Below are 12,480 nucleotides of genomic sequence, written 5' to 3' on the forward strand. Positions count from 1 at the left end.
AAAAGTGCAGAAGCTAAAAAAGCATGCAGCTTTGCTATCATTCGCGCTCTTTTCGTTTCCGTTTTTCAGGTAGTTCCCATGTCCACTCGCATCGCTCGACTTCAGGCCCTCCAGCAAGCACTCAAGGAGCGCATCCTGATCCTCGACGGCGGCATGGGCACCATGATCCAGAGCTACAAGCTGGAGGAGTCCGACTACCGGGGCGAGCGATTCGCCGATTGGCCGAGCGACGTGAAGGGCAATAACGACCTGTTGCTGCTCTCCCGCCCCGACGTCATCCAGGCCATCGAGAAGGCCTATCTCGATGCCGGCGCCGACATTCTGGAAACCAACACCTTCAATGCCACTCGGGTCTCCCAGGCCGACTACGGCATGGAAGAACTGGTCTACGAGCTGAACGTGGAAGGCGCGCGCCTGGCCCGGGAAGTGGCCGATGCCAAGACCGCCGAGACGCCGGATCGCCCGCGTTTCGTCGCCGGCGTGCTCGGCCCGACCAGCCGCACCTGCTCCATCTCGCCGGACGTGAACAACCCCGGCTACCGCAACGTCACCTTCGACCTGCTGGTGGAGAACTACACCGAAGCCACCCGTGGCCTGATCGAGGGCGGCGCTGACCTGATCCTGATCGAAACGATCTTCGACACGCTGAACGCCAAGGCGGCGATCTTCGCCGTGCAGCAAGTGTTCGAGGAAGATGGCGTCGAGCTGCCGATCATGATCTCCGGCACCATCACCGACGCCTCCGGCCGCACCCTGTCAGGTCAGACCACCGAGGCGTTCTGGAACTCGGTGCGTCATGCCAAGCCGATCTCCGTAGGCCTGAACTGCGCCCTGGGCGCCAAGGACCTGCGCCCCTATCTGGAGGAGCTGGCGACCAAGGCCGACACCCATGTGTCCGCCCACCCCAACGCCGGCCTGCCCAACGCCTTCGGCGAGTACGATGAAAGCCCGGCGGAAATGGCCGCGGTGGTCGAGGAGTTCGCCGCCAGCGGTTTCCTCAACATCATCGGTGGCTGCTGCGGTACCACACCGGCGCACATCCAGGCGATCGCCGAGGCCGTTAGCAAGTACCCGCCGCGCGTTATTCCGGACATTCCCAAGGCCTGCCGCCTGTCGGGCCTGGAGCCCTTCACCATCGACCGCAGCTCGCTGTTCGTCAACGTCGGCGAGCGCACCAACATCACCGGTTCGGCCAAGTTCGCCCGTCTGATCCGCGAGGAGAACTACACCGAGGCGCTGGAAGTGGCCCTGCAGCAGGTGGAAGCCGGCGCCCAGGTGATCGACATCAACATGGACGAGGGCATGCTGGATTCGAAGGCGGCCATGGTCACCTTCCTCAACCTGATCGCCGGCGAGCCGGACATCTCCCGCGTGCCGATCATGATCGACTCGTCCAAGTGGGAAGTGATCGAGGCGGGCCTCAAGTGCATCCAGGGCAAGGGCATCGTCAACTCCATCTCCATGAAGGAAGGTGTCGAGCAGTTCAAGCACCACGCCCACCTGTGCAAGCGCTACGGCGCCGCGGTGGTGGTGATGGCCTTCGACGAAGCCGGCCAGGCCGATACCGCCGCACGCAAGCGCGAAATCTGCCAGCGCAGCTACGACATCCTGGTCAACGAGGTGGGCTTCCCGCCGGAAGACATCATCTTCGACCCGAACATCTTCGCCATCGCCACCGGCATCGAAGAGCACAACAACTACGCCGTCGACTTCATCGAGGCTTGTGCCTTCATTCGCGACAACCTGCCCTATGCCCTGACCTCGGGCGGCGTGTCCAACGTGTCGTTCTCCTTCCGCGGCAACAACCCGGTGCGCGAAGCGATCCACTCGGTGTTCCTGTTCCATGCGATCAAGGCGGGCCTGACCATGGGCATCGTCAACGCCGGCCAATTGGAGATCTACGATGAGATCCCGAAGGAGCTGCGCGACGCGGTCGAGGACGTGGTGCTCAACCGCAGCGCCGGCGGCACCGAGGCGCTGCTGGAGATCGCCGACAAGTACAAGGGCGATGGCTCGGTCAAGGAAGCCGAGACCGAGGAATGGCGCAATCTGCCGGTGGACAAGCGCCTCGAGCACGCGCTGGTCAAGGGCATCACCGCCTTCATCGTGGAGGACACCGAGGAGTGCCGCCAGCAGTGCGCACGCCCCATCGAGGTGATCGAAGGCCCGCTGATGGCCGGTATGAACGTGGTGGGCGATCTGTTCGGCGCCGGCAAGATGTTCCTGCCCCAGGTGGTCAAGTCTGCCCGCGTGATGAAGCAGGCCGTGGCCCACCTGATCCCCTTCATCGAGGCGGAAAAGGGCGACAAGCCGGAAGCCAAGGGCAAGATCCTCATGGCCACCGTCAAGGGCGACGTGCACGACATCGGCAAGAACATCGTCGGCGTGGTACTCGGCTGCAACGGCTACGACGTGGTGGACATGGGCGTGATGGTGCCGGCGGAAAAGATCCTGCAGACCGCCATCGCTGAGAAGTGCGACATCATCGGCCTGTCCGGGCTGATCACCCCCTCGCTGGACGAAATGGTTCATGTGGCCAAGGAAATGCAGCGCCAAGGCTTCAGCCTGCCGCTGATGATCGGCGGCGCCACCACCTCCAAGGCACACACCGCGGTGAAGATCGACCCGCAGTACAGCAACGATGCGGTGGTCTATGTCACCGATGCCTCGCGTGCAGTCGGCGTGGCCACCACCCTGCTGTCCAAGGAACTCAAGCCGGCCTTCGTCGACAAGACCCGCGAAGAGTACGCGCTGATCCGCGAGCGCACCGCCAACCGCAGTGCGCGCACCGAACGCCTGAGCTACCTCGACGCTGTCGCCAACAAACCGCCGTTCGACTGGAGCGGCTACGCCCCGGTCAAGCCGAGCTTCACCGGCCGCCAGGTGCTGGAAGACATCGATCTGCGCACCCTGGTCGACTACATCGACTGGACGCCTTTCTTCATCGCCTGGGACCTGGCCGGCAAGTACCCGCGCATCCTCGAGGACGAAGTGGTTGGCGAAGCGGCCACCTCGCTGTTCAACGATGCCCAGGCCATGCTGAACAAGCTGATCGACGAGAAGCTGATCCGCGCTCGTGCGGTGTTCGGCTTCTGGCCGGCCAACCAGGTCCAGGACGATGACCTGGAAGTGTACGGCGACAACGGCGAGAAGCTGGCCACTCTGCACCACCTGCGCCAGCAGACCATCAAGCCGGACGCCAAGCCGAACCTGTCGCTGGCTGACTTCGTCGCTCCGAAGAGCACCGGTATCACCGACTACGTGGGCGGCTTCATCTGCACCGCTGGCATCGGTGCCGAGGAACTGGCCAAGGCCTATCAGGACAAGGGCGACGACTACAACTCGATCATGGTCAAGGCATTGGCCGACCGCCTCGCCGAGGCCTGTGCCGAATGGCTGCACGAGCAGGTGCGCAAGCACTACTGGGGCTATGCGCCGGATGAGCAGCTGAGCAACGAGGAACTGATCCGCGAGCAGTACAAGGGCATCCGCCCTGCCCCCGGTTACCCGGCCTGCCCGGACCACACCGAGAAGGGCACGCTGTTCCAGCTGCTCGATGCCGACGGCATCAGCCAGGTCACCCTCACCGAGCACTACGCCATGCTGCCCACCGCGGCGGTCAGCGGCTGGTACTTCGCCCATCCCGAGGCGCAGTACTTTGCGGTCGGCAAGATCGACAAGGATCAGGTCGAGAGCTATAGCCAGCGCAAGGGCCAGGAGCTGGCCATCAGCGAGCGCTGGCTGATGCCGAACCTGGGCTACGACAACTGATCTCGACGCGGGCGTCTCCGACGCCCGCCCGTTCCACGGAGCAAGTGCGCCATGTCATCCGAAACACCCTGGCTGATCGACGAACTCGAAAACGCCGACATGCTGATCATCGACGACCTGCACGCGTGGCAGTTCACGCTTGACGAAGCCGTGCTGGATCAGGCCGACGCAGCCGCCGAAGCCGACCAGCCGTTCGCCAGCGAGGCCACCTTGCTGACCATCGACCTGGTCGATGGCCGCACCCGCCGCCAGTGGCAGTTCAGCTACAACCAGATCATGGAGGCGCAGCGCGACGCCGACGGCGAAAGCTGGCTGCTGGAAGGCCCGCACCGCCTGCAATGCCTCGCCGCCATCGGCGCTGAGGACGAGGCCGAGTAAGCGCGCCTCCTCCCGTCCGCGGCCGCAAACGGCCGCGCTGCTGCCAGCCCTACCGCCACCCATTCGTTTCATAACCGGTCACCTCGCCATGTCACTTCTCGAACTGGTCGCCTCGCTGCTCGGCGTGATCGCCGTATGGCTGACCGTGCGGCAGAATCCCTGGTGCTGGCCGATCGGACTGGGCATGGTGTCGCTGTATGCGTGGCTTTTCTTCGATGCCAGGCTGTACTCCCAGGTGCTGTTGCACAGCGTCTTCGCGGCGATGCAGCTGTATGGCTGGTGGGCCTGGACTCGTGGCGCGGATGCCGATGGCCGGCGCGTGAGCCTGGCCAGCGGGCCGGAAGTGCTGGTCGGCATCGGCATGGCGGTGTTAGGCAGCCTGCTGCTCGGCAGCGCAATGGCTCGCTTCACCGAGGCGGCGTTTCCCTGGATCGATGCCAGCCTGACCGCCTTCAGCCTGCTCGCGCAGCTGTGGATGGCACTCAAGCGCCTGCAGTGCTGGCCGCTGTGGATCGTGGTCGATGCCTTGTTTGTCGGCTTCTTCAGCTACCAGGGGTACTGGTTGACGGCCGGGCTCTACGCGCTGTTCACCGCACTGGCGGTGATGGGGCTGCGTGAATGGCGTGCGACCCTGGTGGCCGCCCGATGAAGGTCGTCGTGCTCACCGGACCGGAATCCACCGGGAAGAGCTGGCTGGCCGATCGCTTGCGACGCCGCTTTGGCGGTCTATTGGTCGACGAGTACGTGCGTCACTACATCGAGCGGACGCAACGCGACACGACGCTGGCCGACATCCCGGCCATTGCCCGCGGCCAACTGGCCCGGGAAGACGCCGCACGGGCCGCCGCACCGCATCTGCTGATCCTCGACACCCATCTGCTGAGCAACATGCTCTGGAGCCGCACGCTGTTCGGCGACTGCCCCGATTGGCTGGAAGCCGAACTGCAGGCGCGCGAATACCACCAGCACCTGTTGCTCTCGCCCACAGGCGCCGAGTGGCATGCGGACGGCCAGCGCTGCCAGCCGGATCTAGACGACAGGCAGCGCTTCTACGAGCAATGCCGTGACTGGCTTCGGCAGCATCGGAAGCCGTTCGTTGAAATCGCTGGCGACTGGGCCGAGCGCGAACGTCAGGCAATTGCCTGGACACGAGCGCTGCTGGATGGCTGACCGCCTCAGCGGCTTGCCTGCCCGTCCCGGCGCAGCAGCAGGCCGATGGCGAGGATGACCAGCAGGCTGCCCGGCAGCCAGTGCCAACCCATGCGCGCGGGCTGATCGAAGAACAGCAACAGCATCGAGACGAAGGGCACCAGGTAGCTGTAGGCCGTTACCGCCCCGGGGGTTAGTGCGCTGGTGGCGCGCTGCTGCAGGAAGAAGGTCATCGCGCTGGAGAACACGCCGAGGTAGGTCACCAGCAGCACGTCCAGCAGATTCATGTGCAGCAGCGCCGCCGGTCGCTCCCATATCGCCCCCATCAGGCCGATCAGCACAGCGCCCGCCACCAGGCTCCAGAAGGTGCGCAGGCCCGCCTGGACCGGTAACGACCCGTTGGCCAGCCCCCATTTGCTGAGCACCGGATAGAGTGCCGAGGCGACGCAGCCGAAGAAGAAACCCAGTTCGCCGAAGCCCAGCTGCATCCCGGAGAAGTCGCCGCCATTCTCGGCCCAGGCCAGCCCCAGCGCCCCGCTCGCCCCGAGCGCGAGGATGGCGAGCAGCCTGCCCGCGCGCTGTTCGACGCCCAGCCCCCGGCCGAGGCAGTACGCCAGCAGCGGCACGCTGACGAACAGGGTCGCCATGGACAGTGCACTGACCCTATGCGCCGCCCAGAACATGGTGCCGAAGAAGCCCGCCAGGCAGAGCCCCATGGCCGCGTAGAGCAAGAGGGTTCGCCAGCCCGGGCGCCCATCGCTCTGGCGCCACGCCAGCGGCGCGAGCACCAGCGCGGCGATGCCGAAGCGCATCGCCGTCAGCAGCAGCGGGGGCAGCCCGTCACTGAGCAGCCCGACCGCGGGAAAGGAAAGCCCGACGAACAGCGTCCAGAGCAGCATGCCGAGATGGGCCTGGGTGACACGCTTGCGCTCATAGCCGCGCGTCGTCGCGCCTGCGCGCGGATCGTCTCGGCTGATGGTGGGCGCATGGCTGGGCTCTTGATAGCGACGACTCAAATCTTCGCTCCGGCGGGATGGTTTTCGGGCTGGCGCGGCGTCTATGAACGTGACGCCGACCGTCGAATGACCTTGATGGAATAGGTGAGGTTCGGTTTGCGCGTCACGCTGATCGGGCGCCGAGTGACGGTGTCCAGGGTGATGTTCCAGAAACCCGAGCTTGGCGCGACGATCTTCGCTGGAAAACGGTCGAACGCACCGCCGTGGTAAGTGTGCCGGCCGCCATTCTTGAAGCTGCGAAAGTTCGCGTCGTTCATCAGACGAATATTGCAGGTCTGCGAACACTGGATGACGACGATGTCACCCTCTTCAAGGTGCTCGCGCTGATGTATGAACTTCATCGACTGCTCCGACACGGTTTGGGGCAAAGCGGAGAACGATAGCATGCATATCGCTGGAACCGGCCTGCCGACAGCCCCGGACCGCGCAAGGCCATGAAGCCGAAGTGGCTGATCCTGGGCATCCTGCTCGGCGTGACCATCGGCATCTGGATGGGCGACATAGGCGCAGGTATCGGCATAGGCATCGCCCTGGGAATCGCCCTGGGCCTGATGCGCCGGGATTGGCCGCGCTCGCTGCGAGCGGGTTGTCCTACGGACCGGGTTGTGTATGCTCTGCCGACCTGTCCGAAAGTCTGCTTCCTGCCATGTACAGCACGTCACGCCCCTGCTCTGTCAGCCTGCCCGCAGGAAGTCGGCTGCTGTTTCTCTTCGATACCGGATTGCTGGCCGTGTGGTGATGGCGCTCAGTCGCGCCTTTTCCTGCACATCCATTTCCTGCTTATCGAGGTCCGCCGCCCATGTTCGCGGTTCGTAACACCGTTCAGATTGATGCCCCCATCGTGCGCAACGCGACCCGTTGCGGTTTCTTCATGGCCGGGTTCGGCCTTTCCGTCTGGGCGCCGCTGGTGCCCTATGTCCGTGAACGCATCGAGATGACCGATGCGGTGTTCGGTCTGTTGCTGCTGTGCATCGGGATCGGCTCGCTGACCTGGATGCCCATTTCCGGCGTCCTGGTGGCCCGCTGGGGCATTCGCCCGGTGCAGCTGTGCAGTGTCGCGCTGCTGGCCCTGGCGCTGGCCGGCATGGCGCTGACCGAGTCGATCTGGTGGTTGGGCCTGGCGCTGTTCTGCTTCGGCGGCAGCCTGGGCGTCATCGACGTCATCATGAACATTCAGGCGGTGCTGGTGGAAACCGCTGTCGGGCGCCGGCTGATGTCCAACTTCCACGGCATGTACAGCCTTGGCGCCATCACTGGCGCGCTGGTGCTGACCGGCCTACTGAGCCTGGGTCTCGCACCGGAGGCCGGTAGTTTCATGATGATCGGCGTGATCGTGGCGGCGAACCTGGCCATTGCTCGCGGCTACCTGCCGAATCGGGCGCCCGGTGGCGGCCTCGCCTTCGTCCGCCCGACCGGACTGGTGATGCTGGTCGGCCTGATGTGTTTCGTCGTCTACCTCGCCGAAGGCGCCGTGCTGGACTGGAGCGCGCTCTATCTGACCGGTGAGAAAGGCCTGGAAGTCGCCAGAGGCGGCCTCGGCTATGCGGCGTTCGCGCTGATGGTCACCATCGCCCGTTTCGCTGGCGCTCCGCTGGTGAACAGCCTCGGCACGGCGCGGGTCATCGCCTTCGGCGGCATGCTGGCGGCATTCGGCATCGGTCTGAGCCTGACCGCCGAGCACTGGGCGCTGGCATTGGTCGGCTATGGGCTGTGCGGCCTGGGGTGCGCCAACGTTTCGCCCGTGCTGATCTCCTCGTTGAGCCGGCAGGACGGCATGCCGGTGCAGCTGGCCGTCACCGTCGCCACCACCATCGGCTTTGCCGGCGTGCTCGCCGGCCCGGCGATGATGGGTGTGGTCGCCCATTTCAGCTCGCTGGGCATGGCCTTCGCGCTGCTCGCCGTCCTGCTGCTGGGTATCGTGCCGTTCTGCCGTCGCTTCGCAACGTGAGCCCGGCTAGAATGCGCGCCCTATGCGCATCCCAGACTTCCAGCAACGCCTCGCCGATATCGGCGCCAAGCCCCGTCATATCGGGCGGATGACCCGCGCCTGGCTCAAGGGCCTGCCGCTCGATGTCGGGCGGCGCCAGCAGCAGGCCGAGGACTTCCTGCCGCTGAGCGTGCGCGAAGGTCTGCCAGCGCTAAGCGCCGAGATCGATGCACTGGCCCGCCTGCGCTCCGAGCACCCGGCCGCCGATGGTTCGGCAAGACTGCTGGTGGAGCTTGGCGATGGGCAGATGGTGGAAAGCGTGCTGCTACCGCGCGACGGGCTGTGCGTGTCCAGCCAGGTCGGCTGCGCGGTGGGCTGCGTGTTCTGTATGACCGGCAAGAGCGGCCTGCTGCGCCAGCTGGGCAGTGCCGAAATCGTTGCTCAGGTCGCCCTCGCCCGCCGCTTCCGCCCGGTGAAGAAGGTAGTGTTCATGGGCATGGGCGAACCGGCGCACAACCTCGACAACGTGCTCGAGGCGATCGACCTGCTCGGTACCGAGGGCGGCATCGGTCACAAGAACCTGGTGTTTTCCACCGTCGGCGACCTGCGCGTGTTCGAGCGCCTGCCGCAGCAACGGGTCAAGCCGGCCCTGGCGCTGTCGCTGCACAGTACCGACGGTGCCTTGCGCCAGGCGCTGCTGCCGCGCGCACCGCAGATCGCCCCGGACGAACTGGTCGAGCTTGGCGAGAGCTACGCCCGCGCGACAGGCTTCCCGATCCAGTATCAGTGGACGCTGCTCAAGGGCATCAACGACAACCAGGAGGAAATGGACGGCATCCTGCGCCTGCTCAAGGGCAAGTACGCGGTGATGAACCTGATCCCCTACAACAGCCTGGAAGACGACGCGTACCAGCGGCCTGAGGGTGAGCGCATCGTGCAGATCGTGCGCTATCTGCACAGCCGCGGCGTGCTGACCAAGGTGCGCAATTCGGCCGGCCAGGATATCGATGGCGGCTGCGGCCAGCTGCGCGCCCGCGCCGAGCAGGTGCTCAGCCGCAGGCGGCCGCGCTGATCGGGCCTGAACCCACCTCGCCAACGGCTGTCGGAGCGCTGTAGCAGACGCCGTTTCGGTGTTCATCTCAGCAAGGAAAGCGCAACACCGCATGCATACCCTGGAACAACTCGAACGTGGCGAACTGGCCGGCATCAGCCGCCTTGATCTTTCCGCCGGCCTTGACGCCTTTCCCGACGCGATCTTCGGCCTCGCCGATACGCTGGAAGTGCTGAACCTCTCGGGCAACCAGCTCGACAGCCTGCCGGCCGACCTATCCCGTCTGCGCAAGCTGCGTATCCTGTTCTGCTCGGACAACCCGTTCACCGAGGTGCCGGAGTGTCTCGGCGATTGCGCACAGCTGGAAATGGTCGGCTTCAAGGCCAACCGTATTCGTCATCTGCCTGCCGATTCCTTGCCGCCGGCCCTGCGCTGGCTGATCCTCACCGACAACCAGCTGCAGGCCCTGCCCGAAGAGATCGGCAACTGTCAGCGTTTGCAAAAGCTGATGCTCGCCGGCAACCAATTGACCAAGTTGCCGCCGACCCTTTCCGAGTGCACCAACCTGGAGCTGTTGCGCATCGCCGCCAACCGGCTGCAGGTGCTGCCCGACTGGCTGCTGACATTGCCGCGCCTGAGCTGGCTGGCCTTCGCCGGAAACCCCTTCAGCGATGCCAACGAGGCCGCGAGCCTCGCACGTCACTCGCTGCCAGCGATTGCTCGGGCGCAAGTCGTACTGCATGAACAGCTGGGCCAGGGTGCCTCCGGCGTCATCCATCGCGCGCAATGGCAGGTGCCCGGCCAAGCGTCGCGCCCGATGGCGGCGAAGCTGTTCAAAGGCCACGTCACCAGCGATGGCCTGCCCCATAGCGAGATGGCTGCTTGCGTGGCGGCCGGCAGCCATGCCAATCTGATCGACGTCGCCGGCCCGCTTGCCGACCACGCCGAACGGACACCCGGCCTGCTGATGGATCTCGTCGCTCCTGACTTCCAGCCGCTGGCCAACCCGCCCTCGCTGGCCAGCTGCACGCGGGACTGCTATGGCGCCGAGCAGCGCTTCACCCTCGAACAGGTCCTGCGCATCGCCAGCGGCGTCGCGTCCGTCGTCGCTCACCTGCACCGCCGCGGCATCCTGCATGGCGACCTCTATGCTCACAACCTGCTGGTCGACCCGAGTGGCGCCTGCCTGCTCAGCGATTTCGGCGCGGCCTCCTTCTTCGAGCCGGACAGCGCAGCCGGACAGCGCCTCAAGCGCATCGAAGCCCGCGCTTTCGGTTGCCTGCTGGAAGAATTGCTGCAACGCTGCCCGGACACCGATCCACGTCAGCATGTCCTGCTGGATCTGCAACGACACTGCCTGAACGACAGCATCGAGCAGCGACCGGACTTCGACCGTCTGCATAGCCTTCTCGCCGCGCTCTGACGCGCATTACCGGAGCGACTACACAGCCATGACCTCACCCGAAGCGGACGAGCCGCGCTCGCCCTACCCCAAGCCCTACGCCGACACTCCGCTGGATCAGGACCCATTCGTTCGCGGGCTCAAGCAGCGCCTCCCTGCGCACCTGCGTGATTCGTTCAATGAAGAGCAGCTGGCGGCATTGCGCGGGGTGTTCGGCGCGCGCTCCTGGGTCAAGCACCGAGTCGACCTGCGCGGCACGGTGCGGCTATGGCGCAACCACTACTATTTCGCGATTGTCGCCGGGCGCAACAAGCGCAACCTAACGCGGCCACAGCAGAACCTTTCGCTGATGGCCAAGGCAGCGCTGGCGACTCTCTTCCTGCTGTTTTCCGCCTTGGTCGGGCTGGTAATCCTCTACCTGCTCAAATCCGCGCTGGGCATCAATCTGTTCCCCGATTTTTCCCTCGGACTCTGGGACTGGTTCAAGGAGAGCCTCTGACCTCCGGCGCCTTGGCGATTGCCAGGGCGCAACGCTGAATGGCGTCCGCAGAGTGGATCGGGGTTGATCGGAATCAAACCGCGATCCGTGCTTTGGCAGAAAACTAGATGCGCTCTGACCTTCCCGAGCTTCTACAGGAGTTTGTGAAATGAACGACGCTTCGAACAAACCTGCAGTCAGTACGGATGAAAAGAAGGTGCCGACGGCACCACAAGACCCGTGGCGCCCCTTCGACACCCTGCGTCGACAGGTCGACCGCCTCTTCGACGAATTCGATCGGCCTTGGCATCTGCCGTTCAGCCGCCATGGCCTTGAAACCACACCTCTCTGGCAGGGCGGTCCCAGCCGTATGCCGGCGGTGGACGTGGTCGAGAAGGAAAACTCGTTCGAGATCACCGCCGAGCTGCCCGGCCTGGACGAAAAGGACGTCGAGGTGAAGCTGGTCGGCAACAGCCTGGTGATCAAGGGAGAGAAGCGCCAGGAACACAAGGAGGACAAGGACGGCTATCACCTGTCCGAGCGCTCCTACGGCAGTTTCCAGCGCAGTTTCGCCCTACCGGACGGGGTTGACCGCGAGAAGATCGATGCCAAGTTCGGCAAAGGTGTATTGCGCGTTTCACTGCCCAAGCAACCCGGCACCAGCGACGCTGCGAAAACCATCTCAGTCAAGGCCGAATAACCAGCAAAACGGCCGGCTGCCAGTTCTGTCGGCCCTGCTCTATTCGCTGACCCCGCGCGGTCAGCGATCCTCATCGGTATTTGCTTACGCTCCGCCAACCTCGAATCGCTCGACTAGACTTCGGAAAACCCTGAACCGAGGCAGCCATGAACGATGAGCAGGAAAAGAACCTGACACTGCGGCAAATGCTCGGCAGCGTGCTGGCTGCGGCATTAGGCGTGCAGAGTGGCAAGAATCGGGCAAGAGACTTCCGCCACGGCAAGCCGAGTCATTTCATCATCCTAGGCGTCGGGTTCACCGTACTGTTCGTACTGATCGTCCTGGGCGTGGTGAAGCTCGTGCTTTACCTCGCGGGCCTGTAGGCCACGGCTACTGGTGACTGACCCAGAATATCGCGGTACCCACGGCGAGCATGATCAAGGCAAATATAGCCGCGGCGTCCACTACACTGTCGCGCTGGTCATTTCTCACGTGACTTCTCCTCTAACAGCTTCGATCGGCAGCCTCTCTTCACGCAGTTAAGACCAGGGATCGGGGTCGCTCAAGGTGCGTCGGCCGTAAGTTCATTTCGCTTGGTTTAGTTCTAAACATATTCCCAAACATCACTT

At 64.5% G+C, this 12,480-nt stretch carries 12 protein-coding genes; 10 read left to right on the plus strand and 2 right to left on the minus strand.

Translation table 11 applies throughout. From position 1 onward, the window contains the following. The first annotated feature begins 78 nt into the window (after window positions 1-78). The 4 genes from metH to NAO55_RS06470 all read left to right on the plus strand — a co-directional run bounded on the left by metH (window position 79) and on the right by NAO55_RS06470 (window position 5,319). Window positions 79-3,771, plus strand: coding sequence for a methionine synthase (gene metH, locus NAO55_RS06455; protein WP_102841026.1), 3,693 nt, complete (start codon window positions 79-81; stop codon window positions 3,769-3,771). 51 nt (window positions 3,772-3,822) lie between these two features. Beyond that, window positions 3,823-4,149 (plus strand): DUF5629 family protein, encoded by a 327-nt coding sequence (locus NAO55_RS06460; RefSeq protein ID WP_102841025.1) that lies wholly within the window; start codon window positions 3,823-3,825, stop codon window positions 4,147-4,149. An 88-nt stretch (window positions 4,150-4,237) separates the two neighbouring features. Next, window positions 4,238-4,798 (plus strand): nicotinamide riboside transporter PnuC, encoded by a 561-nt coding sequence (gene pnuC / locus NAO55_RS06465; RefSeq protein WP_102841024.1) that lies wholly within the window; start codon window positions 4,238-4,240, stop codon window positions 4,796-4,798. Then, window positions 4,795-5,319 carry an AAA family ATPase gene (locus tag NAO55_RS06470; protein ID WP_102841023.1) on the plus strand — a complete coding sequence of 175 codons (525 nt, stop codon included), beginning with the start codon at window positions 4,795-4,797 and terminating at the stop codon, window positions 5,317-5,319. Before pnuC ends, NAO55_RS06470 begins: the two co-directional genes overlap by 4 nt. Before the next feature lie 5 nt (window positions 5,320-5,324). Here the strand turns inward: NAO55_RS06470 and NAO55_RS06475 are convergent, their stop codons facing one another. Further along, complete coding sequence (locus tag NAO55_RS06475; RefSeq protein ID WP_102841022.1) at window positions 5,325-6,314, minus strand: DMT family transporter; 990 nt, start codon at window positions 6,312-6,314, stop codon at window positions 5,325-5,327. 41 nt (window positions 6,315-6,355) lie between these two features. Continuing rightward, window positions 6,356-6,655, minus strand: a complete 300-nt coding sequence (locus NAO55_RS06480; RefSeq protein WP_013982886.1) for a DUF1883 domain-containing protein — start codon at window positions 6,653-6,655, stop codon at window positions 6,356-6,358. 458 nt (window positions 6,656-7,113) lie between these two features. On the opposite strand from NAO55_RS06480, the gene NAO55_RS06485 reads away from it, so the two are divergent. The 6 genes from NAO55_RS06485 (at window position 7,114) to NAO55_RS06510 (ending at window position 12,234) form a co-directional block, all read left to right on the plus strand. Next, window positions 7,114-8,262, plus strand: coding sequence for an MFS transporter (locus NAO55_RS06485; protein ID WP_102841021.1), 1,149 nt, complete (start codon window positions 7,114-7,116; stop codon window positions 8,260-8,262). Window positions 8,263-8,284: 22 nt separating this feature from the next. Further along, complete coding sequence (locus NAO55_RS06490) at window positions 8,285-9,313, plus strand: RNA methyltransferase (RefSeq protein ID WP_102841020.1); 1,029 nt, start codon at window positions 8,285-8,287, stop codon at window positions 9,311-9,313. 91 nt (window positions 9,314-9,404) lie between these two features. Further along, window positions 9,405-10,715 carry a leucine-rich repeat-containing protein kinase family protein gene (locus NAO55_RS06495; RefSeq protein WP_102841019.1) on the plus strand — a complete coding sequence of 437 codons (1,311 nt, stop codon included), beginning with the start codon at window positions 9,405-9,407 and terminating at the stop codon, window positions 10,713-10,715. Window positions 10,716-10,743: 28 nt separating this feature from the next. After that, window positions 10,744-11,193, plus strand: coding sequence for a 3-phosphoshikimate 1-carboxyvinyltransferase (locus NAO55_RS06500; protein ID WP_102841018.1), 450 nt, complete (start codon window positions 10,744-10,746; stop codon window positions 11,191-11,193). 148 nt (window positions 11,194-11,341) lie between these two features. Beyond that, window positions 11,342-11,872: an Hsp20/alpha crystallin family protein gene (locus NAO55_RS06505; RefSeq protein WP_102841017.1), complete on the plus strand. Its 531-nt coding sequence runs from the start codon at window positions 11,342-11,344 to the stop codon at window positions 11,870-11,872. Window positions 11,873-12,018: 146 nt separating this feature from the next. Next, the gene (locus NAO55_RS06510; protein WP_063540609.1) at window positions 12,019-12,234 is read left to right on the plus strand and encodes a DUF2970 domain-containing protein; all 216 of its coding nucleotides are present in this window, start codon (window positions 12,019-12,021) and stop codon (window positions 12,232-12,234) included. Window positions 12,235-12,480: the final 246 nt, after the last annotated feature.

It is taken from the genome of Stutzerimonas frequens, assembly GCF_024448335.1.
GTDB lineage: Bacteria > Pseudomonadota > Gammaproteobacteria > Pseudomonadales > Pseudomonadaceae > Stutzerimonas > Stutzerimonas frequens.